22 protein-coding genes and 1 pseudogene are annotated in these 26,357 nt (G+C 70.8%); 7 read left to right on the forward strand and 16 right to left on the reverse strand.

All coding sequences use genetic code 11. From position 1 onward, the window contains the following. Positions 1–247 precede the first annotated feature (247 nt). From AC0QR5_RS04505 to AC0QR5_RS04515, 3 genes and pseudogenes are all read left to right on the forward strand, one after another. Entirely contained in the window at positions 248–1,138 is an 891-nt protein-coding gene (locus AC0QR5_RS04505; RefSeq protein ID WP_329860818.1) for an ABC transporter permease, read from the forward strand. A gap of 272 nt (positions 1,139–1,410) precedes the next feature. Next, a pseudogene (locus AC0QR5_RS04510) lies at positions 1,411–2,070 on the forward strand (ABC transporter ATP-binding protein); the annotation flags it as partial. A 34-nt stretch (positions 2,071–2,104) separates the two neighbouring features. Next, positions 2,105–4,204, forward strand: a complete 2,100-nt coding sequence (locus AC0QR5_RS04515; RefSeq protein WP_329860821.1) for a glycosyltransferase family protein — start codon at positions 2,105–2,107, stop codon at positions 4,202–4,204. Between the two features lie 48 nt (positions 4,205–4,252). Here AC0QR5_RS04515 and AC0QR5_RS04520 read toward each other — a convergent pair whose 3' ends face one another. From AC0QR5_RS04520 to AC0QR5_RS04545, 6 genes are all read right to left on the reverse strand, one after another. Further along, a complete protein-coding gene (locus tag AC0QR5_RS04520) occupies positions 4,253–6,469 on the reverse strand; it encodes a glycosyltransferase (RefSeq protein ID WP_329860823.1) in 2,217 nt (738 codons plus the stop codon). After that, positions 6,466–7,422 (reverse strand): hypothetical protein, encoded by a 957-nt coding sequence (locus tag AC0QR5_RS04525; protein WP_329860824.1) that lies wholly within the window; start codon positions 7,420–7,422, stop codon positions 6,466–6,468. The genes AC0QR5_RS04520 and AC0QR5_RS04525 overlap by 4 nt, the downstream gene beginning before the upstream one ends. Positions 7,423–7,503: 81 nt before the next feature. Beyond that, positions 7,504–8,736 carry a UDP-N-acetyl-D-mannosamine dehydrogenase gene (gene wecC, locus AC0QR5_RS04530; RefSeq protein WP_329860825.1) on the reverse strand — a complete coding sequence of 411 codons (1,233 nt, stop codon included), beginning with the start codon at positions 8,734–8,736 and terminating at the stop codon, positions 7,504–7,506. Between the two features lie 140 nt (positions 8,737–8,876). Next, the gene (locus tag AC0QR5_RS04535; RefSeq protein WP_329860826.1) at positions 8,877–10,706 is read right to left on the reverse strand and encodes a glycosyltransferase family 4 protein; all 1,830 of its coding nucleotides are present in this window, start codon (positions 10,704–10,706) and stop codon (positions 8,877–8,879) included. Beyond that, complete coding sequence (locus AC0QR5_RS04540; protein ID WP_329860921.1) at positions 10,699–11,952, reverse strand: glycosyltransferase family 4 protein; 1,254 nt, start codon at positions 11,950–11,952, stop codon at positions 10,699–10,701. Before AC0QR5_RS04540 ends, AC0QR5_RS04535 begins: the two co-directional genes overlap by 8 nt. 5 nt (positions 11,953–11,957) lie before the next feature. Then, entirely contained in the window at positions 11,958–13,346 is a 1,389-nt protein-coding gene (locus tag AC0QR5_RS04545; RefSeq protein WP_430970711.1) for an LCP family protein, read from the reverse strand. A gap of 138 nt (positions 13,347–13,484) precedes the next feature. On the opposite strand from AC0QR5_RS04545, the gene AC0QR5_RS04550 reads away from it, so the two are divergent. Both AC0QR5_RS04550 and AC0QR5_RS04555 read left to right on the forward strand, forming a co-directional pair. Next, entirely contained in the window at positions 13,485–13,736 is a 252-nt protein-coding gene (locus tag AC0QR5_RS04550) for a type II toxin-antitoxin system prevent-host-death family antitoxin (RefSeq protein ID WP_329860829.1), read from the forward strand. Beyond that, the gene (locus AC0QR5_RS04555; protein ID WP_329860830.1) at positions 13,733–14,143 is read left to right on the forward strand and encodes a type II toxin-antitoxin system VapC family toxin; all 411 of its coding nucleotides are present in this window, start codon (positions 13,733–13,735) and stop codon (positions 14,141–14,143) included. The genes AC0QR5_RS04550 and AC0QR5_RS04555 overlap by 4 nt, the downstream gene beginning before the upstream one ends. 176 nt (positions 14,144–14,319) lie before the next feature. Here AC0QR5_RS04555 and mutM read toward each other — a convergent pair whose 3' ends face one another. The 7 genes from mutM to AC0QR5_RS04590 all read right to left on the reverse strand — a co-directional run bounded on the left by mutM (position 14,320) and on the right by AC0QR5_RS04590 (position 20,424). Then, positions 14,320–15,219: a bifunctional DNA-formamidopyrimidine glycosylase/DNA-(apurinic or apyrimidinic site) lyase gene (mutM, locus tag AC0QR5_RS04560; protein ID WP_329860831.1), complete on the reverse strand. Its 900-nt coding sequence runs from the start codon at positions 15,217–15,219 to the stop codon at positions 14,320–14,322. 3 nt (positions 15,220–15,222) lie between these two features. Beyond that, entirely contained in the window at positions 15,223–15,924 is a 702-nt protein-coding gene (rnc, locus tag AC0QR5_RS04565) for a ribonuclease III (protein WP_329860832.1), read from the reverse strand. A 9-nt stretch (positions 15,925–15,933) separates the two neighbouring features. Further along, positions 15,934–16,137 carry a 50S ribosomal protein L32 gene (gene rpmF, locus AC0QR5_RS04570; protein WP_329860833.1) on the reverse strand — a complete coding sequence of 68 codons (204 nt, stop codon included), beginning with the start codon at positions 16,135–16,137 and terminating at the stop codon, positions 15,934–15,936. 2 nt (positions 16,138–16,139) lie between these two features. Continuing rightward, positions 16,140–16,700, reverse strand: a complete 561-nt coding sequence (locus AC0QR5_RS04575; protein WP_329860835.1) for a YceD family protein — start codon at positions 16,698–16,700, stop codon at positions 16,140–16,142. Between the two features lie 166 nt (positions 16,701–16,866). Next, positions 16,867–17,766: a UTP--glucose-1-phosphate uridylyltransferase GalU gene (gene galU / locus AC0QR5_RS04580; protein ID WP_329860836.1), complete on the reverse strand. Its 900-nt coding sequence runs from the start codon at positions 17,764–17,766 to the stop codon at positions 16,867–16,869. Between the two features lie 54 nt (positions 17,767–17,820). Then, positions 17,821–18,294: a pantetheine-phosphate adenylyltransferase gene (gene coaD, locus AC0QR5_RS04585; RefSeq protein ID WP_329860837.1), complete on the reverse strand. Its 474-nt coding sequence runs from the start codon at positions 18,292–18,294 to the stop codon at positions 17,821–17,823. Positions 18,295–18,333: 39 nt separating this feature from the next. Further along, the gene (locus AC0QR5_RS04590) at positions 18,334–20,424 is read right to left on the reverse strand and encodes an NHL repeat-containing protein (protein WP_329860838.1); all 2,091 of its coding nucleotides are present in this window, start codon (positions 20,422–20,424) and stop codon (positions 18,334–18,336) included. Between the two features lie 85 nt (positions 20,425–20,509). Here AC0QR5_RS04590 and AC0QR5_RS04595 point away from each other — a divergent pair, with 85 nt between their 5' ends. Beyond that, on the forward strand, positions 20,510–21,718 hold the full coding sequence (locus AC0QR5_RS04595) for an aminotransferase class I/II-fold pyridoxal phosphate-dependent enzyme (protein ID WP_329860839.1): 1,209 nt from the start codon (positions 20,510–20,512) through the stop codon (positions 21,716–21,718). Continuing rightward, positions 21,708–22,511 (forward strand): spermidine synthase, encoded by an 804-nt coding sequence (locus AC0QR5_RS04600; RefSeq protein WP_329860841.1) that lies wholly within the window; start codon positions 21,708–21,710, stop codon positions 22,509–22,511. The genes AC0QR5_RS04595 and AC0QR5_RS04600 overlap by 11 nt, the downstream gene beginning before the upstream one ends. Here AC0QR5_RS04600 and rsmD read toward each other — a convergent pair. From rsmD to AC0QR5_RS04615, 3 genes are read right to left on the reverse strand one after another with little or no spacing between them, the layout of a single operon-like run. Further along, a complete protein-coding gene (rsmD, locus tag AC0QR5_RS04605) occupies positions 22,473–23,048 on the reverse strand; it encodes a 16S rRNA (guanine(966)-N(2))-methyltransferase RsmD (protein WP_329860843.1) in 576 nt (191 codons plus the stop codon). The genes AC0QR5_RS04600 and rsmD overlap by 39 nt on opposite strands. Before the next feature lie 33 nt (positions 23,049–23,081). After that, a complete protein-coding gene (locus tag AC0QR5_RS04610) occupies positions 23,082–25,250 on the reverse strand; it encodes an ATP-dependent DNA helicase RecG (RefSeq protein ID WP_329860845.1) in 2,169 nt (722 codons plus the stop codon). 9 nt (positions 25,251–25,259) lie between these two features. Further along, positions 25,260–26,231 (reverse strand): DAK2 domain-containing protein, encoded by a 972-nt coding sequence (locus AC0QR5_RS04615; RefSeq protein ID WP_329860846.1) that lies wholly within the window; start codon positions 26,229–26,231, stop codon positions 25,260–25,262. Positions 26,232–26,357 lie beyond the last annotated feature (126 nt).

Genomic DNA, 26,357 nt, shown 5'->3' on the forward strand with positions numbered 1-26,357 from the left:
CCCGGTGGAGGTCCGCGTCGAGGCGTGCGGACCACGCAACACCCTATCCCACGAGTCCCCCGCCGCGGCGCCGACGCGGCCCGCCCCGGGGTTTCCCGGTGCTAGAATCGTCGTCACTGCGCTCCCCCCTGGAGTGCCCGGGGCCTCCGTCGGGCGCGCTCCCCGGAGAGGTGAGGAACGCAGACCCACCGCACAGCGTTGATCTCCGTGTGGCACTCTGTGTTCTACTCAGCGAAAGGGTTGCTAGATGGGCCTGACTGGCCAGATGGAAGAGCCGGCGGAAGCCGAGCGGCGCTACGTCCTCGAGCGGACCGGGATGATCCGCGTTGGTCGCCGCCCGTCGCTCGCGGGATACCTCAAGCAACTGTGGGACTTCCGCGCCTTCATCCTCTTCGACTCTCGGGCACGCATCGCCACGGGCAACAGCGACGACGCGCTGGGCAAGGTCTGGATGGTGCTCAACCCCATCCTCAACGGAGCCACGTACTTCCTGGTCTTCGGGATCCTCCTGGGCACCGGTCGGGGGGTGCCGAACTTCATCGCGTACCTCATCATCGGCGTGTTCATGTTCCGCTTCACCACGCAGTCGATCATCAACGGGGCCCGGTCGATCAACAACAACCAGGCGATCGTGCAGGCCTTCAACTTCCCGCGGGCCACGCTGCCGATCGCCATCAACGTGCGCGAACTCATGAGCCACGTCCCGGTGTTCGCCGTGATGTTCATCCTGATCCTGGCCATCCCGCCGCTCGAGCCGATCTCCTGGCTCTGGCTCCTGTTCTTCCCGGTGCTGGCCCTGCAGATCCTCTTCAACATCGGCCTGAGCCTGCTTCTGGCCAGGATCGTCACCCAGGTCGGCGACTTCGTCCACCTGATCTCGTTCGGGACGCGGATCTGGCTGTATCTCTCGGCCGTCTTCTTCTCGGCGGACCGCTTCGCCGACCACCCGCTCATGATGGCCTTCATGAATGCCAACCCCATGTTCTGCGTCCTGGACATCGTCCGAGACGTGATCCTCTACGACACGCTTCCGGAGGCCGGGCGCTGGCTCGTCCTGGGCGGTTGGACGGCCGCCCTGCTCCTCATCGGAACCATCGTGTTCTGGAAGGCCGAGGAATCCTACGGACAGGAGAAGTGATGACTGCGGAGAACACCGGCCCCGTGGCCACCGGCGATTCCCAGGGACCGATCGACGACGAGGACCTCGAGCCGGACGAGCCGGAGATCGCCCCGCCCGTCATCAGCGACGAGGTGGCCGTCGTCATCGAGGACGTCTCGATGACCTACACCGTGCGTTCGCAGCAGCAGGACACCGGACGTCGATCACTCATGGACAGGGTCCGCGGCATCTCCGGGACGCATACGGTCCAGGTCCCGGCCCTGAAGCCGATCAGCCTCGTGGTCCACCATGGCGAAAGCGTCGGCGTCATCGGCACCAACGGGTCCGGCAAGTCGACCCTGATGAAGATCCTCACCGGCAGGGTCCTTCCCACCACCGGCAACGTCTACGCCTCGAGCACGCCGATCATGCTCGGCGTCAACGCGGCCCTCGTCCAGCAGCTCTCGGGAGGCGACAACATCACCCTGGGCTGCCTCGCCATGGGCATGACCAAGGAGCAGGTCGCCGCCAAGCGGCAGGGCATCGTCGAGCTGTCCGGGCTGGAGGACTCGCTGCACCTCCCCCTGCGGTCCTACTCCTCCGGCATGGCCGCGAGGCTGCAGTTCGCGATCGCCACGAGCGTCGACCCCGAGATCCTGATCATCGACGAGGCCTTGAACACGGGCGATGCGCAGTTCCGCAACCGGACCCGGCGCCGGTTGGACACCCTCCGGACGGAGGCCGGCTGCGTCTTCCTCGTCAGCCACTCCCTCGCCACGATCAAGGAGATGTGCTCCCGGACCATCTGGCTCGAGAAGGGCGAGCTGATCATGGACGGCGACCCCGAGGAGGTCACCAGTACGTACGCGGTCTACGCCAAGAAGCTCGGCCAATCCAAACCCCGCGGCGCCCGGCTCATCCGCGAGGCGAAGCAACGCGAGCTGGCCAAGACGGTCGTTTCATGGCGTTGATCCCCCAGCTCTTCCCCGGCGGCCCGGGACCATCGTGAGGATCAGCGGCCTCCGGGCCATCGCGAGGGAACGGGGGCGCCGCCTCCGCGACCTCGTCGGCGACGCGGCCGCAGCGGCCTACCGGGGCGCCGGCGCGCGGTTGCCCGTGCCCTCCGTCCCGGCCTTCGCCTGGCCGGCCGCTGATCCGGCGCCCGCCACGTTGACGGCCGTGGATGGGGCGGCCGGATCGCGTCTGGGCCTCGTGGTCGACGCCGGTGACCTCTCCCCCGGCGAGCTCCGCGCCCTGACGGGGGCCTCCTTCAAGCCCGTCGACGGCCCTGCTCCCCTGTCCCCGCCGCTCCAGTGGGCCAGGTCCCTCCACGGTGCCGGCCACGACGTCCGGATCCTCCCGGCCGGTGATCGGACGACGGTCGGCGGCCAGGACGCCTTGGCCGTGCTGGCGGGCTCCCCCGCCGCACACGTGGCGGAAGCGCTGGCGGCCGGGTCCGGCCTGCCGCTCTTCGTCCTTCCCGTGCCGGACATCGGAAGCGTCGTCGATACGCGGGCCTTCGCTCCGCGACCGGCGCCGCCGAAGCTCCGCCGCTGGCTTCCGGCCGCCCCCGGAACCCCCCTCGTCGGGTTGAACGTGGGTCCCGCGGACTTCAGCGAGGAAGCGCTCCACGCGCTCATCGTGGCCTGGGACGAGGTGTGTGCCGCGATGGGCACCGAGCAGGCTGTTCCCCTGGCCACCGCTTCGGCCCAGGACGTACGCCGACTGCGGCGCGCCGCGGGGGACCTCGCATCCCGGACCGGCCTGGCCTTCGTCCCCCGGCCGGAGGACGCCCTTCGACCACCCTTGTTCAACGCCTTCTCCGCCGTCGTCGAGGCACCACGGCACGTGGACGACCCGCCATCGCAGTGGATCCGGGAGGCCATGGCGAGTGGACTGCCCGTCCTGCGGTCCACCGGCGTCGGCCCGCGGTCGGTTGCCCTCGGACTCGGGGACATGGCGCGGCGCCAACGCCTGGAGATCGCTGCTTCCGGCACGGACGCGCTGCTGGCGGGCATCGACGTTCCCGGCGCGGCCACATCGCCCGGGGATGCTCCGGCGGCGGCTGCGGAACCCCGGGTCGCCGGGGCCCTGGGCCTCGTCGAACGGCGGAGGATCGTCGTCGCCGGCCACGACCTGAAGTTCGCCCGGGGCCTCGTCGCGCATCTCGAGGCGTCGGGGCATGAGGTCCGGTTGGACGAGTGGAGCGGGCACCAGCGCCACGACGCCGAACGCAGCGGCGCGCTCGCGCGCTGGGCGGACGCGGTGTTCTGCGAGTGGACGCTCGGCAACGCCGTCTGGTACTCCCGGCATGCGGGACCGGGCACGCGTGTCACCACGCGCCTGCACCTCCAGGAGGCGGCGCTGCCGTTTCCCGGGCGCGTCCGCGAGGAGGGCATGGACGCCTTCGTGTTCGTAGCGGACCATGTGCGTCGGCAGGTGGTCGCCGACCACGGGATCGACTTCCGGCGCACCGTCGTGATCCCCAACGCCGTCGGCATTCCATCCGCGCCACCACGACCTGATCCCGCCACACGTCATCGCCTGGGACTCGTGGGCATGGTTCCCGCCCGCAAGGGGCTGCACCGGGCGCTCGACGTGTTGGCGCTGCTGCGCGCCGAAGACCGCCGCTTCACCTTGGACCTCAAGGGGCACCTTCCCACGGACCACGCCTGGATGGAGGGGCGCGGTTCGGAGGCCGTCTACTTCCGGGAGCAGTTCCGCCGGATCGAGGAGGACCCCCTGCTCGCCGGCGCCGTCGCCTTCTCCGGCTACGCCCCGGACATGGCTTCGTGGTGGCAGGGCGTCGGCGTCGCCTTGTCGACGAGCGACTTCGAGTCCTTCCACTTCACGCTTCCCGACGGCGCCGTCCATGGAGCGCTGCCGGTCAGCCTGGCCTGGGCGGGGGCGGACCAGCTCTACCCCCTCGACTGGCTCCACGCCGATGCCGCGTCGATGGCCGCGCGGATCGGCGCGCTGGCGGACGACGCCGGGCGGTGGGCCGAGGAGGTCGCCTCCGCTGCGGCGTTGGTCGAGGCACGCTACGGGGCCGAGGTCGTGCTGCCGCGGCTCGAGGCGTTGATCCTCGGCCTCCCCGGGAGCTAGGCCCGGCTCCGGCGGGGACGCACGTGGCGCGTCCCCGACGGCCGCTGCCTAGCCGACGCCGAGGTGGCCCAGCCAGAGGCGGTTGACGGAGCGCAGGTCCCAGGTCCGCGCGCGGTCGCGCATGCCCAGCGCGGCCTCGTGGTAGGACTCCGGATCCGCGCCGTAGGCGAGGATCTTCTCGGCCGCGGCCGCGGCATCGGCCACCACGAGGTCCTCGCCGAAGACGTCGGCCGAACCGGGCCGATCCCAGACGATCGGCACGGCGCCGGACGCCATGCCTTCCGCGGGCGCCAGGTGGAAGCTCTCGTCGGAACTCGGCGAGAGGACGAATCCGATCTTCCTCAGCCAGGAGCCCATGTCGGCGCCGAAGGGCTCGAACACGACGGCGTCCCGCAAGCGGGCGGACCGGCCCACGCGCTCGAAGAAGGACAGGTAGGCCTCCTGCTCGACGGCCTTGGCCCATACGTGCGGGTATTCCCACGGGAGCCGCCCCCGGATGTGCAGGGTATAGCACGGGTCCTGGTCCAGGAGCAGTTCGAGGGCGTCCAGGGCCCGGTCCGGGCGCTTGAGGAACGGGACGATCCCCACCAGGCCGAGGCGGTGTCCGCTTCCCGGCAGCTTGGACCGGCCGAGGTCGCGGACGTCCAGGGCGTTGGGGACCACGTGGATCTTGGCGGCGTCCCATCCCGTGGCAGCCTCCACCCGGTCGACCATGAGCCGGGAGACGGTCAACAGTCCATCCACGGCGTCGAAGTCGATCTCGGAGAGCCAGGGGGCCCGGACTTCGAAGCCGTGGAGCCGCACGAGCAGCCGCTGTCCGGGCCGCTTGCGCTGCGAGTACCAGACCGCGTTCTTCCCTGCCCACTCGCACAGCACCACGTCCGCCCAGCCGAGCAGCTCCGCGGAACGCGCCTCGTCGTGGACATGGAGCGAGGGCCACTCGTCAAAGCGCAGCTCGATGAGGGGATGCGCCTCCAGCATCTCGATGAGCTCGCCGGCGAACTTCAGGTCGTGCCCGGCGAGAAGCACCTTCAACGGCGCCGTGTGCGGCGTCGCGTCCGCCCGAGCCGGAAGCTCCGTTTCCGCCGCGGCCAGATGGCCCTCGAGACGCTCGGCGGAGGCCGAGAGGGCGTACCAGCGGACGGAGTCCTGTGCCCTGCGCCGCGCGGACCGGATCAGGCCCGCGTCCTGGGAGAGGACGCGGACGAGTTCCGCGACGTCGTCGCGGTCCAGGAACAACGGATAGTCGGCTCCGAGCAACGCCTCGTGGGCCGCCGTACGGTTGAGCAGCGGCGGCGTCCCCACGGCCGCGTACTCCAGGGCCTTGGTGGAGATCTCCAGGCTGGCATCCAGTTCCGGCGACCGCCATCCGAGGCCGATGTCCGCGCGGCGGACGTGTTCGAGCGTCTCCTCGCGGGACATGCCGCCGAGCCAGTCGACGCTGTCCAGCTCGAGACCTTCCCGCATGGCGCCGCCCCAATGGGCGTCGCCGCGGACGCGCTGGAACTTGTCGCCGATCATCGTCACGCGGGCGTCCACGCCGTGCTCGGCCAGTGCCGGAGCGAGCGAGCACATCTCGAGGGTGCGCCACTCCTTGGCGAACTTGCCCGCATAGATCAACTCGAGGGGCCGGTCCGCTCCGCCGTCGACGCCGTCCGCGTCGAGGTCGGCGAAGAACTCGTCGGGGATCATGGGGTTCAGGATCAGCGTCTTGCCCGCCGCGGCGGGGACGTTGGCTTCGAGGTAGGCGCGGGCGTCCTCGGTCTGGGCGAACATCCGGCGGGCCCGCTCGGCGACGAAGCCGATCTCGCGCAGCGCGTAGGACGTCGCGTGCTGCAAGGGGTAGGGCAGGTCCGTGATGTAGGCCCAGAGGCGGCGGGCGAGTCCGGGCCGTTCCGCCACCTGGCGGCAGACGGCCTTGCCGCGCACGACGACGACGCTGGCGGAGACCTCCGCCGCGACCTCGGCGATGCGTTCGGCGGCGCGCTCCGGGGTCAGCTCGGGCGGCTGTCCGGACCAGATCTCGGTGACTCCCGGGCCGGGATCGTGCAGGGTGACGCCGTCGAAGGAGTGCAGTCGCTTGAGGAGGCGGTCGTTGCGCACCTTGCTCTTGAGCAGCACGTGGACGTCGGAGCGCGTCTTCGACAGCGCCTCCGCCATGGAGATCAGCCAGATGGCCGAGCCGTCCAGGACATCGAGGACGACGTCCCCGTACAGCACGATCGTGCGCCGGCCGCGGTCGTGGTTTGGCTCGTGCGCGGTCATCGGCTGACCCCTTCCGATCGCTGGACCGCCTGGGAGGCGGCATGGGATTCGAGCGCCTCCAAGAGGGGAAGGGACGGGGCAGCGGCCCCGTCCGTCCCCGGAACGGCCGCCGGCGGTGCGTCGGGCTGGACAACGTGCGTGGCCACCCCGCGCAGGGTGGTGGAGGAGAGCTCGAGCGTGTCCGAGGCGACGACGTAGAAGCCGATGCCCCGCTCGCGCGATTCCCTGGCCACCTCGAAGATCTCACGCAGCAGGCCGGTGCCGCCGGCCTGCAGGGCCGAGTACCAGGCGCCCGCCCGGAGCGCATCCTCTTCGACCACGACGGCCGTCGGCTGGCTGGCCTCGAGCTCTGCCAGCGACAGGCCGGGCCTCAGGGCGGACACGGAGAAGTCCCCGTTGAGCCGCGCAGCGAGGCGGGGGGTTGCGATCGCCGCGATCCTGCGGCCGGACCCGTTCTCCGGGGCCGCGCCTCCGGGGGCGGCGACCGTACCGCGGGTGGCCGCATAGAGGCGGAAGGGACGCAGCGGGTCGCTGTCGACGGCCGCGGCCTGGCGTCCCTTGGCGGACGGGTTGACGACGTCGAGCTCGACCCGGCCGATGGCCTGGAGCCTCGACGCGGCGGAATGGGCGTCGATCCGCTGTCCGTCCTGTGGCGGTGCCGCGGCGGCGTGCCCGGTGGTCTTGATGCCGTCCCTCAGCTGACGGTCGACGCGCGCGAGTCGAAGGGCGGTCTTCGTGGTCTTCACCCCGAGCACCAGTCCGGCACCGCCCAGGAGCAGGGTACCCGCGGCTCCGAGCCACCATCCCAGGATCAGCAGTTGGACCACGATCAGGGCGGTACCGAGGAGCACCGCCGCCGAGACGGCCAGGCCGACCTGGTTGGAGCCGCCCAGGAGTCCCCGTCGGAGGGCTCGGACGATCCGGCGAGGGAGCCCCCGGAAGTTGCTCGGCACGCGGCGGTTCCTTTCCTTGGCTTGACTTGGGGTTCGGCGCCCGGTCGGCAGGGACGGCCGGGCGCCGTCGACGGCGTCGGGCTAGCGCCAGACGCCGCGGGTGTCGATGACCTTCTTGCCGTCCAGCAGCTGGCGGTCCACGGCCTTGAAGTCGTCGTGGTCGACGAGCAGCAGGACGATGTCGGCCTGCTCCAGGGCGCTCGCGGTCGGCTCGAGGCGGACGTTGTCGAGGCCTTCGAGGCTGCGGGGCAGGGCCTCGATGTGCGGCTCGACGGCCAGGATGGAGGCCCCGGGCAGCGCCGCGGAGAGTTCCTGGGTGATGTGGATGGCCGGGGACTCCCGCAGATCGTCGATGTTGGCCTTGAAGGCCAGCCCCAGCGCGGCGATGACCGGGGATTCCCCGGACTCGGCGGCGGCCGCACGGACCTGGTCGACGACCCAGGCGGGCTTGGCGTCGTTGGTCTCACGGGCTTGGCGGATGATCTGCGCCTCGTCCTTGGCCGCGTCGACGATGAACCAGGGATCGACGGCGATGCAGTGGCCGCCGACTCCGGGTCCCGGCTGCAGGATGTTCACGCGGGGATGGTGGTTCGCCAGCTCGATGAGTTCCCAGACGTTGATGCCGAGCTTGTCGGAGATCACGGACAACTCGTTGGCGAACGCGATGTTGACGTCGCGGTAGGAGTTCTCGACGAGCTTCGCCATCTCGGCGGTGACATCGTCGGTGACGAGGATCTCGCCCTCGCAGAAGGTCGCGTACAGTTCCTTGGCCAGCCGTGCGGCCTCCGGGGTCATGCCGCCGACGATCCGGTCGTTGGTGACGAGCTCGATCATCACACGGCCGGGAAGCACGCGTTCCGGGCAGTGCGCGACGTTGAGGCTGTCGAGGCTGAGGTCGGGGCGTGCGGCGAGGATGCGTTCGGCCATGTGGCGCGTCGCCCCCGGCGGGGAGGTCGATTCGAGGATGACCAGCTCGCCGCCCTTGAGCTTCGGGGCGATGCCATCGGCCGCCGCCTCGATGTAGGACAGGTCGGCGCTCTTGTCGGCGTTGAACGGCGTCGGGACGGCCACGATGTAGGCATCGGCTTCGGGGGTCTCGAGTGACGCGCTGAGGGCGCCACGCGCGACGGCGCCGGAGACGTAGGCCCCCAGATCGGGCTCGACGAACGGCACCTCGCCACGGTTCACGGCGTCGACGGTGCGCTGGCTGACATCCACGCCCTGGACGGTCGATCCGTTGGCGGCCAGGATCGCTGCGGTCGGGAGTCCGATGTATCCCAGGCCGATAACGGCGACGTTCTTGATGGTTGTCATCCTCGGTTCTTTCCGTGAGTCCAATAGTGTGCCGACGCGCATCCGACGGTGGAGTACCCACTCGTCGGGCGTCTCCGAGGGGACACGCCAAAGAACGGCTCCCCCGGTGAGGCCAGCCATCAGTATAGCGAGGGCGTGGACTAGCCGCGGGCGCCGCGCGGGCCGGGATCCGATCCCGTGTCCCCCGCCACACCGGCGCCAAGCCCCCGGTAGACCGCCGAGTACTTCTGGGCATTGGCGGCCCACGTGCGCTCCTCGAGGACCCACGCGCGGCCGGCCGCACCGAGCTTCTCGCACAGCTCCGGATCGCGCAGGAGACGGTCGATGGCGTCGGCGAGCCGCTCGGGAGATTCCGCGGGGGCGAGGAATCCGGTCTTCGCATGGTGCACGAGCTCCGCCAGCGCATCGAGGTCGCTCGCGACCACGGGCCGGCACGAGGCCGAGGCCTCGACGGGCTTGAGCGGTGTGACGCGGCGCGTCACCTCCTGGTCCTTGCGGGGCACGACGAAGACATCGAGGGCCTGGTGGTAGACGGAGGCCTGCTCGCGCGCAACGCGGCCCGTGAAGAGGCACCGCCCGGCGACGCCGAGCTCCTGGGCCAGCAGCCGCAGCCCGGGGAGCGAGACGCCGTCCCCGACGACGAGCAGCCTGAGGTCCGGGTGCTCGTCCGTCAGCAGTGCAAAGGCGCGGACGAGATCGTCGAGCCCCTCGTAGGGGACGACGCTCGTGACCGTGCCGATGTAGGACAAGGAGGGGTCGAGCCCGAGGGCCTTCCTGGCCTCGGTGGCCGGTCCGGGAGCGGCCAGGAAGGCCTCGCCCACGGCGTTGGGGCAGATCGTGATCCGTGACGGGTCCACGCCCTGGTCCACGAGCTCGCGACGCATGGCGGCGCCGAGCGTGATGACGGCGTCGGCCGCGCCCGCCGCCTCCGCCTCGCGGTCCCTGAAGAGCCGGTACCGTTCGGAGTCCCTGGCCTCGTCGGGGCGCGTGGAGGCCCACGTGTCGGCGAGCTGTCCGCGGACTTCGTAGACCCAGGGAATGCCGTAGGCATCGGCCACGGAACGAACGACTGCTGCGTTGACGAAGTGCGTCGTCGTGTGGAGCACGGCGGGCCTGAACTCCTCGACGATCGAGGCGAGGAGCCGGGCCTGCTGCGCCTGTCGCCCGACCAGGTCCCCGGCGATGCGCGTGGGGAGGAGGCGTCGGTACCGGATGCCGTCGACGACGTCCTCGTTGCGCGCCAGGGGCTTGCCGACCTCGACCGGGTATCCGAGGCGGGTCACGGCCAGGACGTCCCAGCCGTCGTGGCGCAGCGACGCCAGCACGGACTGGGTGCGCTGCGCGTATCCGCTCCCCGTGTGGGGCAGCGAGTTGGTCACGAGATGCAGGGCACGCCCCGGGACGGCCCGGTAGCCCGGGCGCGCCGCGAGCCGCGGCGCCTGGCCCCGGAAGGTCGCGAGTTCCCCCTGCATGGTCCGACGCAGGCGGTGGTGCCCGCCGGGCAGGCCTTCGAGCACGCGGACGGCGGCGCTCATGTCGCCGTCGTGCCAGGCCAGCCGTGCTCTCGCCCCGGCCGCTGCGGAGTCGAGCGGAGGCAGGGCGGCGAGGAGCCGGCCGGCCAGGGCGGAATCGCCGATGGCCGTCGCGACGTCCGCAAGGTGGACCGTCCGGCGTCGGCCGGTGCCCCGCGACGCCACGCGTGAGAGGTCGCGCCGGACCGATTCGGTGTCGCCGAGAACCGCGCGGAACACGGCTCCTGCCACCGAGTCGTCGCGGGTCAGGAGCCTGGCGCCGAGGCCGGCGGCCGCCAGTACGGGCCGGGTGTTGAAGCGCCGCGCCGTTTGCAGCAAGAGCACGATCGGGTCGTCGTTGACGTGGTCGCGCACCACGCCCCAGGTGATCGCGGCGTTCTTCAGCAGGCGTCCGATCGGCGCACGGCCGCCCGATGCGCTCGTTGCGGTCCTACCCATGGCGTGGTTCCCCCTTTCGACGCACCCCGTGCGTCCTCACCGCAGGGCCTTCGGCCGTCCTCCCGAACCGCTCGGCGATCAGGTCCATGTACCGACGTGAGAGCCGGCCGTAGTCGCCGTGCTGCCGGACCCAGTCACGGCCCAGGCCGTCTCGTTGCAGGCGCCCACGGTCCCGGGCCGCCTCCCTCCAGAACGCGGCGATCGCCGTGGGATCGGCCGGCAGGACATCGGCCGCACCGGACTCCGTCAGGATCCGCGCCGCTTCGCCGCGGACGATGCCCGTGATGTGCCGGCCGACGGCCAGGAGCTCATAGGTCTTGGAGGGAACGGTCCAATCGAAGCTCGGCCAGTCGTCGCGCAGGCTGATGACGCACGTGTCCGCCCAGGCGTAGTGGGCGGTCGTCTCCTCACCGTGCGAGGGCGGAAGGAACTCGATGGACGCTCCGACGCCGCGGGCGTGCTCTTCGAGCTCCATCCGCCGGGTTCCCGTCCCCACGAACCGGACCTTCACGTCCTCGCCGGCCAGACGGGCCGCGTCGATGATGGTTTCCAGCCCCTGGCTCTCGCCGTGGTTGCCCAGGTAGAGCACGTGCAGTTGCCGTTCGGGCGGCGCGGAGGGGACGCCGTGGGGCAAGGTACCGAGGCTGATGCCATTGTTGACGGTGACCACGTCACGGCATCCACGCTGCCGCAACAGCTCCGCGAAACCCCGGGTGACCGTGACGACCAGGTCAGCCTTGCGCTGGACACCGGCCACGATCCGTTCCATGAGTCCCGGGCGCGCACCGGAAACCAGGTCCGCGTCGCGCGCCAGATCGGGCCAGGCGTCACGCATTTCGACGACGAGAGGGCGGCGCCGCAATCGGGAGACGGCGTAGCCAGCCGCGATGTTCGGAAGGGCCGGAACCGTGACCACGACGACGTCGGGGCGCGGACCCAGGAGGGCCGCCGGCACCATGAAGACGGCACCCATGAGGTGGCTGAACAGCTTGCTGGCCCGTGATTCGCTGTGCTTCAGGAGCGGCACGCGGCGGATCCACTCGCCGTGGCGGCCGTGACCGGCGGTCCAGGCCCGGCCCCGCTCGCCACGGGACGTGTGCGGGGCGCAACGGTCCGGGTGGGCGGTGGGGACGACGACGTCGACGTCCCAGCCCTCCCGGCGGAACGCGCCGATGAAGGCGGCCCACCGCCGTTGCGGAGGAGTCGACTCCGGGTCGTAGGAATGCGTCAAGAGCAGCACGCGCACGGGGCTCAACCGCCCGATCCGGTGTCCGGCGTTCCCGTCGGGGCGCTGCTTGTCCCACCCGTGCCGGTGGTGTCCGTGATCGATCCGCCGAAGGCGTCGGTTCCATGGCCCGAGGCCAGGAAGTCGGCGAGGGTGTCGGAGCGCAGGGCCGTGCGCAGCTCCTCGAGAACGGCGTCGTCGCGCGTGATGATGTCCGCTCCCCCAGGCCCGGTGGCAGGTGGTCCCGTCGGAATCGTAAACATCGTGACGTCGCTTGCGCGGACGTCGCGCAGCTGGAAGGCCAGCCCGGCGACCGTGGCGGCGTCCAGGGTGTCGTCGACGCTGAGGAAGCCCGAGAACTCGGAAACGACGTCCTGGATGCGGGCCGGGTTCCCCAGGGTCTCCGCGTTGAGGAAGCGCTCCAGGACGCCCTTGACGAAGCGCTGCTGGTTCTGCACGCGGTGGAAGTCGCCGTCGGCGAAGGACTTCCGCTCGCGCACGTAGCGCAGCGCGGCGGTCCCCTCGAGCGTGATCTCGCCGGCTTCGAAGCACGACGGATTGACCTGGCCCGCGCAGAAGGGAACCGGGTTGTCCACCGTCACGCCGTCGAGCGCCTCCGTCAGCGCGCCGAATCCCTCGAAGTCGATCGAGACGATGTTGTCGATCTTGGTGTCGAGCAGTTGCTCCATGGTCTCGATCATGAGGGGGTATCCCCCGAGGCTGAGCGCGGCGTTGATCTTGCGCTCCCCGTGCCCGGGAACCTCGACCCAGAGATCGCGCACGATCGACATGACGTAGACGTTCCGCCGGTCCTCCGGCAGGTGGACGAGCATCATCGTGTCGGAGCGTTCCCCGGCCTCGCCCTTGTTCTCCTCCGTGTCGAGCCCGTCACCGCGGCTGTCGGATCCGAGGAGCAGGATGTTCCGGGAGCCGTCGTCGACGTCCTTGTCGGGGCGTTCACTGGGAAAGGCCGAGGCGATCGTGTTGCTCCGGGAGTTGAACGTCCCGGCGAGGTTGGCCACGTAGCTCCCGACGACGACAACGGCGCCGAGCACCAGGACGAGGGCCGCGGCGATCGCGATGCGTCCCCGGCGGCGCTTGGGCTGGGCACGGTGGCGCGGCTGGTAGCCGGGCTGGCGCCGGGTTCGTGGCAAGTGGGCTCCTCGCAGTGCAGGAAACAAATCCCCACAACTGTAGTCCGGATTTCTGTGAGATTGCTGCAGGCCCGTGCCCGGGACGGGCGCCGGCCACGCGCCGATCCTCTCTCCAGCCCGGGCCGTCGAGAGGCTGCACTCCTCCGCGAGGCTCCCCGCACGGAGGCGGCCGATGTCGCTACCCAGCGGGTCGACGGCCTCGACCACCTGGTCGAGCACACCGAGGGCGCGCAGCACCTGCGCGACGTTGCCGAAGCCCACGCCAAGTTCTCCGGACTCGATCTTGCGCAGAGTGTCGCGGGCAGGGCAGCCCATCGCTGCTTCGGATGACCTCGCGCCGGAAGCATCGAGTATACTACCTACTATAGGTACAATTTCGGGAGGCCAAAGGAGACGATCATGTCCACCACCATCACGAGTCGCGACTTCAACCGCGACGTCTCGGCCGCCAAGCGGGCAGCCGAACTGGGGCCGGTCACTATCACCGATCACGGACGGCCATCACACGTGTTGCTCACCGCGGAGGAGTACGACCGGCTCTCCGGCAAACGGGAGTTGATGGGCGATCTCCTCTGGCGGAACCAGGACCCACGCATCGAACTCGAGCTGCCCCGGCGACGCGTCGAGCCCGATCGGCCCTTTGATCTGTGAGGTACCTGCTCGACACCAACGTCCTGAGCGATGCACGCCGCCGGGCCTCTCCAGCGCTCAACGCCTGGCTGTCCACGCAACCGCGGGCCGATCTGGCGATCAGCGTCGTCGCATTGTTGGAGCTCGAACGCGGCGTCCTCCGGCTGGAGCGCCGGGACCCGATAGCGGGAGTGCAGTTGCGCTCGTGGCTGACGCAAGACGTCCCGGCGGCCTTCGCCGGCTCGATCCTTGCCGTCGATGAACGCATCGCGCGTCGCACGGCGGGCCTGCATGTGCCAGATCCCATGCCTGAGATGGACGCCCTCGTCGCAGCCACAGCCTTGGAGCACGACCTCACGCTCGTCACCCGCAATACGAAGGACTTTCAGCGCGCAGGCGTCGCCCTGCTCGACCCCTGGGTGCTGTGAGCAGCGTCAACGGCCGCGCCCAGGGGCCTCCAACCACGGGGAGACCGTCCGCCGCTCAGAAATCCCGCGTCGGATCCATGCGCTGGTGCAGGATCCGGATCACGTCCACGCCGTCGGCGCGCTCGGACACGTGCTACGTCGTCAGACCCAGCACCATGCGCCCGCCGCGCACGTGCTCAGTGACGCGGCCCTCGTTGGCACCTCGGACAGAAGTGGCTCGAGCGGTTCATAAAGGCCTCGCGTTCGATCAGAGCGCCGCACCGCGGGCAGGGCCGCCCCTCGCGGCCGTAGACCTTCAACGATCGTTCGAAGTAGCCCGAGGATCCGTTGACGTTGACGTACAGCGAGTCGAAGCTCGTGCCGCCTTGGTCCAACGCACGGAGCATGACCTCCCGGAGGGACTCGAGCAGCCGTGCGGTCAGGCCGGGCCGCATCGAGGAACAGGGCCTTTCGTAGTGGATCCGGGCGTCGAAGAGGGCCTCGTCGGCATAGATGTTGCCTACTCCCGAGAGCAGGCGCTGGTCGAGGATCGCCCGCTTGATGCCGCTTCGCCTCGAGCGGATCAGCGCGTGGAGCCCCCGGGCCGTCACGGCGGGGTCGAGGACGTCGCGCGCGATGTGCGCGGCGGCGACGGGCAGGAGCGGCTCCTCGGAGCCCGTTCCTCCGGGGCCGCCGTCGCCCGTGGCCACGAGTCGGGAGGTGTGGAGGCCGCCGAAGATCCGCTGGTCGACGAAGCGCAGCTCGTCCGGGGATCCGGCGGACGGACTCAGGCGCAGCGTGGCCTTGAGGTGGCGTGGTTCCGGGTGGTCCGCGTCCTGGACCAGGAGTTGGCCGCTCATGCCCAAGTGGGCGACGAGCGACAGGCCTTGGCCCTCGAGCGGCATCCACAGGAACTTGCCCCGGCGGACGGCCGCCGCCAAGCGGGCGCCCTGGACCGCCGCGACGAACTCGTCCGGGCCTCCGGCTTGTCGGCGCAGGGACCTCGGATCGTGCACGGTGGCCGAGAGGACGTGGCGGCCCGCGACCCATTCCTCAAGGCCGCGGCGGACCACTTCCGCCTCGGGCAGTTCGGGCACCGCTCAGGTTCTCCGCGGAAGTTCGCTGCCCGCGGTGAGCATGCGGAAGGAGACGGCGGCGGCCTCCTGCTCGGCTTCCTTCTTGGACGGGCCGGTCCCGGACCCGTAGCGGGTTCCGTTGACCGCCAGGGTGGCCTCGAAGACGCGGGCGTGGTCCGGTCCGGAACCCTGGATCAGGTACTCGATGGTGCCGAGCTTGCGTGCGGCGACGATCTCCTGGATGGACGTCTTCCAGTCGGTGCCGGCGCCCCGCAGGGCCACATCGTCGAGCAGCGGGCCGACGAGGCGCAGGACCAGCGCACGGGCCGGATCGATCCCCGCACTGAGGAACACGGCGCCGATCACGGCTTCCATGGTGTCGGCGAGGATGCTGGCCTTATCGGCCCCGTTCGTCAGCTTCTCCCCCTGGCCCAGCAGGACGAACTCGCCCAGGCCCAGCGTGCGGGCGATGCCGGCGAGGGCGCGGGTGCTGACGACGGCGGAGCGCCGCTTCGCGAGATCCCCTTCGGGAAGCTCGGGGTACTCGGCGTAGAGGTGCTCCGTGACGGAGAACCCGAGGATCGAGTCGCCGAGGAACTCGAGTCGCTCGTTGGTGGGGACACCGCCATGCTCGTAGGCGTAGGAGCGGTGCGTCAGGGCAAGACGAAGCGTCTCGGGGTCGATGTCGACCCCGAGACGCTGCGCAAGCTCTTCAGTTGAAGGCATCGAACGCGGTTAGGCGTCGGCGACCTTGCGGCCCTTGTATTCAAGGAACAGCGCAGTACCGGCGGAGTCGGTCACGACCTTGGCCTGGTGCGGCAGGCTGTAGCTGACGCGGCCGTTCTCCACGGTCTTCACCAGGTTCGGCGCGGTCGCCTTCCACTGGGAACGGCGTGCGCGGGTATTCGAGCGGGACATCTTCCGCTTGGGAACAGCCACGGCTAACTCTCTTCTCTCTCGACGGATTCGGTTTCTTGCACCGCGTCGTCCGCGGCTGTGCCGGCCAGCCCGGTGAGGGCCGCCCAGCGAGGATCAATGACCTCGTGGTGGTGGTCGGGATCATCCTCGAGACGCGTTCCGCATTCGGAACACAAACCCGGACAGTCTTCCCGGCACACCGGCTGGAACGGCAGCGCGGTCACCACTGCGTTCCGCAGGACACCGTCCAGGTCGACGAAGTCTCCCTGGACCATGTACTGCTCTGCTTCCTCCTCCTCGGGCAGCTCGCTGCCCTCGTAGTAGAAAAGCTCCTGGAGCCTCGCCTCGAGGTCGTACGCGATGGGTCCCAGGCAGCGACCGCATTCGCCGGTGACTTCGGCGAAGGCGGTCCCGGAGACCAGGATCCCTTCGTGCACGGCCTCGAACCTCAGGTCCAGATCGACTACCGATCCTTCCCGGACTCCGATGAGCGCGGCTCCGAGCTCGGCCGGTGCCGCGATCGATTCCTCCAGGGTCTTCATGCTTCCCGGGCTGCGCCCGAGGTCCTTGACCGAGAAGGCCAAGGGCGAACTGCGATCGATGCCGTGTGACGACGAACGATCGTTGCGCTTCTCGCTGATGAGGACTCCCCTAGAACATAGACCGACATTACATCTTAGCCTGAAGCCCCGAGGTTACTCAAAACGCCGACCCCGTGGCGCGTCGGTTCGGCCCCCTGCGGGTCCGTTCCTAGTCCAGGCCGGCCACGAACGACTTCAGCCACGGCCTGAGCTCGGGACCGAGGTCCCCGCGGTCGCACGCGAGGGTGACGACGGCCTTGATGTAGCTGAGCTTGTCGCCCGTGTCGTAGCGGCGGCCGCGGAAGACCACGGCGTAGACGCCGCCGCCCTCGCCGTCGCGCGTGGCCAGTTCCTCGAGCGCGTCGGTCAGCTGGATCTCGTTGCCCCGGCCCGGGGCCGTGCGCTCGAGCACCTCGAACACCGCCGGGTGCAGCACGTAGCGGCCGATCACGGCCAGGTTGGAAGGGGCCTCTTCCGGGGCGGGCTTCTCGACGAGCTTCTTCACCCGCACGTAGTCCTCGCCCTCGACCTCCTCGACGTCCGCGGCCCCGTAGGCGCTGATCGCCTCGGGCTCGACCTCCATGACGGCGATCACGGAGCCCCCGGTCCGCTGCTGGACGTCGATCATCGTCCTCAACAGCTCGTCGCGTTCGTCGATGAGGTCGTCGCCCAGCAGGACGGCGAACGGCTCGTTGCCGACATGCAGCTTGGCGCAGAGGACGGCGTGTCCGAGGCCGCGGGGGTCGCCTTGCCGGATGTAGTGGATGTCGCCGAGGGCCGTCGCCTGCTGGATCCTGCGCAGCTTTTCCGTGTCCCCCTTCTCGGCCAGCGTGGCCTCGAGCGAGGGGACGCGGTCGAAGTGGTCCTCGAGCGCGCGCTTGGAGCGGCCCGTCACCATCAGGACGTCGCTCAGGCCGGCCCGTGCGGCCTCGGCGACGACGTACTGGATCGCCGGCTCGTCGACCACGGGAAGCATTTCCTTGGGCATGGCCTTGGTGGCGGGAAGGAAGCGCGTGCCGAGTCCGGCAGCGGGAATCACGGCCTTGGTGATGCGGGTGGATGAGCTCATGATTCCGACTCTACTTGATCGGTGGTTAACGGAAGGTTGCGCGCGTCACGCAGGTCATACCCCCTGTCGAAGCCGCTGCACGACGGCGCGCGGAAGGTACTCCTCGACGTCTCCGCCGAGGGCCTGGACTTCCTTGAGCAGGCTCGAGGACAAGTGCGTATAGCGGTTGTCGGCCAGGAGGAAGACCGTTTCGATCCCCGTCAGGTGGCGGTTCATGGCGGCCATCGGGGATTCGTACTGGAAGTCCGCGGTGTTGCGCAGGCCCTTGATGATGGCCTCGGCGCCGATGCCCTTGCAGTAGTCGGCCAGGAGACCCTCGCCCATGGGCTCGACGCTGATGCCGCGCAGTCCGGAGACGGTCTCGCGCACCATGGCGATCCGTTCCTCCTCCGAGAAGCGGTACTTCTTGGAGTAGTTCGTGGAGACCACCACGACGATCTCGTCGAAGAGGCTGCTGGCACGGGCGATGATCTCCACGTGGCCCTTGTGGATCGGGTCGAAGGAACCGGGGCATACGGCGCGTCTCATGTCCCCGAATCTACCCGAGCGCGCCGTCAACGGGGCACATTAGCCGAGGACCCTCCGGTACAGCCGGGCACCGCGGGCGTAGTAGAGGCTCCCGTCGGGGGCGCGCACCATGTGCTGGCCCTCGCCGACGGCGGTGACGCCCAGCGTCTCCTTGTCGATGCGGTGGATGCCTCCGCCCCAGCAGCCGTACAGCACGTCGCCGCCGTCCGTGAGGGTACGGCCCGTGACATAGGACCCGGAATCGGCCCGCTGGGAGTGCCGGCCCACCCGCACGACGTCCAGGGAGGCCGGGTCCAGCTCGAAGACCGCGTTGGAGGAGAGGCCCCAGAGCCGGCCGCGCGCGTCGAGGACCAGTGCCGCGATGTTCGGATCGCCCGGGACCGGGATCCGCGAGGCGAGTACCCGCCCCGAACGCACGTCGAAGGCGAGGACGCGGCCGTCCCCCGCCCGGGCCGCGCGGCTTCCCAACCCGGCGGCTCCGCCGGTTCCCGCGTAGACCGTTCCGGACGCCGGATCGGCCGCGAGGCACAGCGGCGACTGGCCGGGCACGATCCGACGGTGGGTTTCCACCGAGCCCGCCGCCACGTCGACGACGGAGAGGGCGCCGTCGCTCTGCCCGTAGACGGGCGTGGTCGCGACGACGGCGAGTCCTCCTGCCGCTTCGACGATGGCCACGGGGCGGTCCTGTCCGTCGGGAATGCGCAGCCCGCCGTCGTCCGCCGCGGACGGGGGATCCCGCGGCGGCGTCGACGGACCGGAGCCGAGCCGGCGGATCACCGCACCGGGATACGCGCCCGCGAGCACCGCGCCGTCGACGACGCCGAAGGACTCGACCTGCCCGCTCGAGGCGAGGCGGTCGAATGCTCCGCCGGCCGGGTCGTAGCGGCGCACATGGCTGGTGCTCGCGAGCGCAGAGACGAGGATCCGGCCCTGCGGGTCGACGCCGAGGGAGCGGAGGCGCAAGGCCCCCGGCGCGACGTCGGAGGCGTGGCCGACGTCCTTCCCGGCTTCCAGGTCCCAGCCCAGGATGCGGCCCGAGGCGTTGACCGTGACGAGCGTGGGCGATCCGCCACCGGACTGCGGCCGGAGCACGGCGCCGCCGCGGAACCGGCTCACCACGAACCCGCCGGGCAGGGGCCGTGACCGGCCCTCCGCGCCGTCGTAGCAGTGGACGCGGTGCTCCTCGTCCGTCCAGTAGACGTCCTCGCCGTTCTCAGCGGCCACGAGCCCGGGCAGGACCCCGTCGAAGCGGTCCACCCACCGGCCGTCGACGAGGTCCCTGACGTAGACGGCCCCCTCGGACTCGACACGGGCGAAGAGGTGGCGCCGCGTCGCGGCCACGTCGTAGACGAAGTCGCGGCGCGGGGCGTCGGGCGGCGGATCTGGCAAGTCGATCCGGGCGGTCTCGCCGTCCGCGAGCCGCACCCGGAAGACGGCGGGGTCCTCGGTGCCCGTACCGACGTAGGCATGGCCTCCGCGGACGGCGACGCCGATCGCGTAGTCGTTCCCCTCCCCGAGGCTCCCATGGCTCGTCCACGTGCCGCGGGCCGGGTCGTAGTGGTGGAGGCGGGCATCGGGGTAGCTCGTCACGAGGAATCCGCCGTCCGGCAGCGCGGCCGCCCGCTGGAAGTACGGCGACTCGACGCCGTCCGGCCCGTCGATCTCGCTCAGCTCCCATCCCCCGGGATCCAAGAGGTAGACGCGTCCCTGCGTGGTGCCGAGGAGGACCCGGCCGCTGGCCGCGTCCGCCGCCAGGGCCCAGACCGTCGCCGAGGCGTCGCCGTCCTCGTCCAACGGACGGTCCGCGACGCGCCGTCCGGTCCGCAGCGAGACGATGCTGACGCGGGCCGGCGCGCCGGAGGCCACCATGACCGCGACGGCCACCCCGTCGCTTCCCTCGGTGAAGGCCGCCGCCGGCACCACGACCGTCTCCATGGGGGTCCCGAGCGCGTGCTCGCCGGGACCGGGATCCGGCGGCGGCACGAGCGGAAGCCCGGGACCGCCGGGGCCCGGCGCCTGGGGGTCCCGGAGCGTCGAGCCGGCGAGGCCCAACGCGATCATGGTGGACAATGAGACGGACAAGACGGTGCGCCGGGAGACGCCGGCGCGATCCTCGGGGTGTGTGCTCATGACTCGTTCCAGCATCTCACGGCGCTTCCGGGGACGTGAACCGGGACGATCGGGGCGTAGGCCCGGGATCGCGGGAGGAGAGAACATGAGCGGTGGACTTCCGTGGCAGCGTGCCGCACAAGGGGCGCATCTCCTGGACGATGACGGCCGGCCGCGCCCGACGATCTTCGAGGAGCTGACGGAACTCGCACGGCTCCACGGCGCGATCAACCTGGGACAGGGCTTCCCGGATGCCGACGGGCCGCAGGAATTGAGGGACATCGCCCGCGGCCACGTGGCCGACGGACTGAACCAGTACGCACCGGGCCGTGGCCTCCCGGTGCTGCGGCAGGCCGTGGCAGCGCACCAGCAACGGTTCTACGGCCTGACGCCCGATCCCGACGACGAGGTGCTGGTCACGACCGGCGCGACCGAGGCCATCGCCGCGTGCATCCTGGGGCTGGTCTCCCCCGGCGACGAGGTCGTCACCCTGGAGCCGTTCTACGATTCCTACGGCGCGCTGCTGTCGATGGCGGGCGCCGTGCACAAGACCATCCCGCTGCGCTGGCCGGACTTCCAGCCGCGGGCCGAGGACATCGCCGCGGCCATCACGCCGGGGACGAGGATGGTCTTCCTCAACACGCCGCACAATCCCACGGGCACGGTCCTCGCGACGGAGGCCCTGGCCCTGATCGCCTCCGCCGCCGAGCGGGCCGGTGCGGTGATCGTCAGCGACGAGGTCTACGAGCACCTCGTCTTCGACGGCAGCCACGTCCCCGTCGCCACCCTCCCCGGCGCGTGGGACCGCACGCTGACGATCGGTTCCGCCGGCGAGACCTTCTCCCTGACGGGATGGAAGGTCGGGTGGATCACCGGCCCGCGCGATCTCGTGGCCGCCGTCCGGACGGTCAAGCAGTTCCTCAGCTACAGCTCCGGCGGCCCCTTCCAGGCGGCCGTGGCGCACGGTCTCGGCTATCCGGACGCCTTCTTCGCCGCCGTGGCCTCGGACCTCGCCTCGAAGAGGGAGCTGCTGGCCTCCGCGCTGACCGACGTCGGATTCCGTGTCAACGCGCCGGCCGCGGGCTACTTCCTCATGGCCGACGCCGCGGACCTCGGCGTGGACGACGCCGTGGCTCTCGCCCGGGAGCTGCCCTCGACGACGGGCGTCGCCGCGGTCCCCGTCGGCGTCTTCGCGCTGCCCGGGAACGCCGGTTCCTACGCGAGCCTCCTGCGCTTCGCGTTCTGCAAGCACCGGGACGTCCTCACCGCGGCCGGCCGGGCCCTCTCCGAGCACGGGGTCCTCCGTGCCACGTAGCCGCCAGGACGGCACCCGTCCGCCCCGGCGCAGCATCAGGATGTCCTCGGGGCTGACCGCCGAGATCATCGAGGACCCGCTGCAGCCGGAGGGACGCGTCCTCCTGTTGGGCGGGGCCGAGCAGTCCCACGTCTACCCCGGGCAGCCGGAACGCATCTTCTACGAATACCTGCAGCGGGCCGCGCACGTCGTCGACGCGGTGTTCCCGGGCAGCGCCCCCGTGCGGGCGCTGCATCTGGGAGCCGGCGCGCTGACGCTGCCCCGCTACCTCGAGGCGAGGCGTCCCGGCTCGCGGCAGACCGTCGTCGAGATCGAGAGGGAGCTGGTCGACTTCGTCCTGACGTCGCTGCCCCTGCCGGCGGAGGCCGACATCGAGTGCGTCACGGCCGACGCGCGCGACTTCGTGGAGGGATTGCCGGCGGGCTCCGCGTTCGACGTCGTCTTCCTGGACATCTTCACGGGTCCCGACTCCCCCGCGCACCTGGCCGATCCGGCCTTCTACTCGCTCCTGGCGGGGCGCTGCGCCCCCGGGGGGACGGTCGTGGTCAACCTCGGCGACGACGCCGGCATGGCGTTCGCCCGCCGGCAGGTCCGCTCCCTGCAGTCCGTCTTCGCGGACGTCTTGGTCACCGCGGAGGCCCGGCTCTTCAGCGGGCGCTACTCCGGCAACGTCATCGCGGCCGGTTCCCACACGCCCTTCGACGCGTCGACGGCCTCGGCCGTCGACGCCGCCGGACCGCACCCGGCGACGACGCTATGCGGGAGCGACGCCGACGCCTTCGGCGAACCATAGGACCGTTTCCCCGTAGCGCCTCTCCCCCGTGCGCTCGAGGGCCGCGGGCCATTCCGGTTCCGGGGAGCGCGAGGAACGCTCGACGACGACGAGTCCGTCCGGCGCGACGTGCGGCGCCACGACCTCGAGGCAGCGGGCCAGCTCCTCCTCGGCGAGGGGGTAGGGCGGGTCGAGGAAGACCAGGTCCCAGTCCGTCCCGAGGCTGCGCACGATCGACGGCGCACGGCCCTTGACCACGGACACCGTCTGCGCCCCCAGGGCCTTGTTGATCCTGGCGGCGTTGGCCTTGGCCGACTTGAGGGCCGCCGCCGAGACGTCCACGAGCACGACCCGATGGGCGCCGCGGCTCGCCGCCTCCAGGCCCAGGGCCCCGCTGCCGGCGTAGAGGTCCAGCACGCGGCACCCCGAGACGGCGTCCAGGTGGTCGAGCCTGGCGAAGAGCGATTCCTTGACGCGGTCCGTCGTGGGACGCGTCCCGTCTCCGGAGACGGAGGCCAGCGTCAGCCCGCCGGCCGCGCCGCCGATAATGCGGCTCACGAGGGGACCTCCGGCGCGACCGCGCCGCCAGCGTCATCCGCGTTCAAGGTAGTCCTTCCGCTCGTCGTCGAGGCCGGCCACGATCCCGGCCAGGACGGGGTGGTTCCGCAGCAGGGGGTCGGCATCCACGATCCGGCGGGCCGCCTGGCGGGCTTGCTCGATGAGGGGCGCGTCCCGCACGACCCGGAGCAGGCGCAAGGTGCTGGCTGTTCCGGACTGGGAGGAGCCGAGGATGTCGCCTTCCTTGCGCTGGGCGACGTCGAACTCCGCCAGGAGCGTGCCGATGCTCGTCGTGGCGACCACGTCGAGCCGCTGACGTGCCGGGTGGTCCTGAGGCAGGCGCGTGACCAGGAGACAGGTCCCCTGGTGGACTCCACGACCCACGCGCCCGCGGAGCTGGTGCAGCTGGGCCACGCCGAAGCGGTCGGCGTCGAGGACCACCATGAGCGTGGCGTTGGGGACGTCGACGCCGACCTCGACGACGGTCGTCGCCACGACCAGCGGGATGGCTCCCGAGGCGAAGCCGGACATCACGGCGTCCTTTTCCTCGGGCCCCAAGGCGCCGTGCAGGGCCTCGATGCGGATCCCTGCGAGCGCAGGGTGCTCCCCCAGCCGGGCCATGGTCTCCGTGACCGAGGCGGTCGACGCATCCCCACCGGGCCCGGCGTCGGATTCGTCGCCGATCCGCGGGCAGACGACGAAGACCTGCCGACCGGCGTCGATCTCCTCGCGGCTGCGCCACCAGAGCCGGTCCTCCCAGCCGGGGTGCTCGTGCAATGCGGCGACGTGCGTGGCGAGAGGGAGCCGGCCTTCCGGAAGCTCGTCGAGCGTCGAGACCTCCAGGTCCCCGAAGACGGTCATGGCCAGGGTCCGTGGGATCGGCGTCGCGGTCATGACCAGGACGTGCGGAGCTGTCCCCGAGCGGGTCCGCAGGGCGTCGCGTTGCCCGACCCCGAACCGGTGCTGCTCGTCGACCACGAGGAGGCCGAGCTCGGCGAACTGGACCATGTCGGACAGCAGCGCGTGGGTTCCGACCACGATGTCGACGGCGCCGGAGGCGATGTCCAGCAGGACCTTCTTCTTCGCGGTGGAGGGCATGGAGCCCGTGAGCTGGGCGATCGAGCAGGCCGTCTCGGGCGCCCCGAGCTGCCCGGCCTCCCCCAGGGGGCCGAGGAGCCGGCTCAGGGAACGGAAGTGCTGGTCCGCGAGGACCTCGGTGGGCGCGAGGAACGCGACCTGCCCGCCGGCGTCGACGACCTGCAGCATCGCACGGAGGGCCACGACCGTCTTGCCCGAACCCACTTCCCCTTGGAGCAACCGGTTCATGGGATGCTGCTGCCCGAGCTCCGTGGAGATCTCCGCGCCGACGCCCATCTGCCCGTCGGTGAGCGTGAACGGCAGACGGGCGTCGAAGGCCTCCAGGAGCCCACCGGCCCGCGGCGGGCGGGGCGAGGAGGGACGTGCCATCCGCTCGGCCCGCCGGATGGCCAGGGCGGTCTGCAGCTGGAAGGCCTCCTGGAAGCGGAAGCGCCGGCGTGCTCCCTCGGCCTCGATGAGGTCAAGGGGCGCGTGGATGACTCCGTAGGCCTCGTCGAGGCCCATGAGGCGCTCGGCGCGGAGGACCTCTGCCGGCAGGGGATCGGCCACGCCGTCGAGGAGGTCGAGGCGCAGGAGCGTGTCGACCGCCTTGCGGATGCGCCAGCTCGGAAGGGACCCGGTCGCGGGATAGATCGGGACGGGCCCCAGATCGGCCTCGTCGAGGGCATGGTCCTCGGGCAGCACCTCGAAGTCCGGGTGGCTCAGGGTCTGCTGGTGGCGGTAGACCCCCACCCTTCCTGCCAACATGACCCGGGCCCCCGGAAGCAGTTCGTGCATCGCCTTGCGGGAATTGAAGAAGGAGACAGCGAGGGTCCCCTGGGAACCTTCGCCCTCGTCGGCGACCTCGACCTCGGTCAGGAAGCCCTTGCGGTGGTGCATCTTCCGGGTCGAGGCCCGCACCACCCGCGCGACGACGGTCACGAGCTCGTCGTGCGGCAGGCTCTCGAGATCGGACAGCGCCCCGCGCTCCACGTAGCGGCGGGGAAAGTGGTTCAAGAGCCCACCGGCCGTCGTGATCCCCAGTTCACGGGACAGGATCTTGGCCGTCGGCGGGCCCAGGAGGCGCTCCAGCTCCAGCTCGAGCGCCTGGGTCCGGCTCGTCACGCCCATGCCCTAGTCCCGCCGGGCCGCTGAATCGCCGGACAGCTCGGTCACCGAGACGTTCTCCGGTGCGCCGTAGCGCTCCACGACGGCGAGGGCGGCCTCGGCATCGGCGACGTGCACGTGGATCCTCCAGCGGTGGTTGGCGTCCCCGGGAAGGTTCAGCGCGCTCATGATGACGGACTCGCCGAGGCCGTCCAGTTCCGCGCGCAGGGAGGCCGCTTCAAGGGGCGTCAGGGCCACCGAGCACATGAACTCAATCCCGTCGTCGCCGTCGAAGTCGGCATGGACGTGACGGTCCTGGATGCGGTAGCCGTGCAGCTCCTCCAGTGCCGTGTCGTCGAAGGGCCGCTGGGTGATCGCCGCGCGCAGGCTCTCCATGATCAGGAGGAATCCGACCGCTCCGGCGTCGACGACGTGGGCGCGGGCCAGCGCTCCCAGCTCGGCCTCGGAGCGCAGCACGGCACCACGCACCCCCTCGATGGCCAGGTCGAGGGTCCTGACCAACGAGGCGTTGGACTCGTCCCGTTCCGGGCCGGCCGCGGCACGCAGCGCGGCGCTCGCGGACGACATGGCGGACAGCATGGTGCCCTCGACGGGATCCGTCAGCGCGGACCAGCTACGCAGCTGTCCGCGCTCGAGCGCCTCGTAGAGCAGCGCCGCCGTCAGGCGCTCCCGGCCCGCGAGCGGCTCGGCGAATCCGGTGAGGAAGACGGCGAAGAGCGTCCCGGAGTTGCCCCGCGCGTCGTCGAGCGCCGCGTTGGCCGCCGCGGCCAGAACGGCACCCCAGTCGTCGGCGTCGCTCCGCGAGGCGACGGAGGACGCGGTCTTGATGGTCTGGTAGAGGTTGCTGCCGGTGTCCCCGTCCGGGACGGGGAAGACGTTGATCGCGTTCAAGCGGTCGCTGTGGTTGCCGACGGCCTGCTCGGCGGCCTTGAGCCACGCGCGGGCGCCAGGGGTCCCGGTGATGTATCGCTGCTGCACATCCATCCCATCGATCGCCCTCCGGGTACCCGCGCCGTGCCGCTCCCGGGTACGGGTTTTGCGGTTCAAGACTATCCCATCGGCCGCCTCGCGCCGCGGAGGGTCCACAGGTGCGGCCCCGGCCGC

This window comes from Arthrobacter sp. J156 (genome assembly GCF_056172865.1).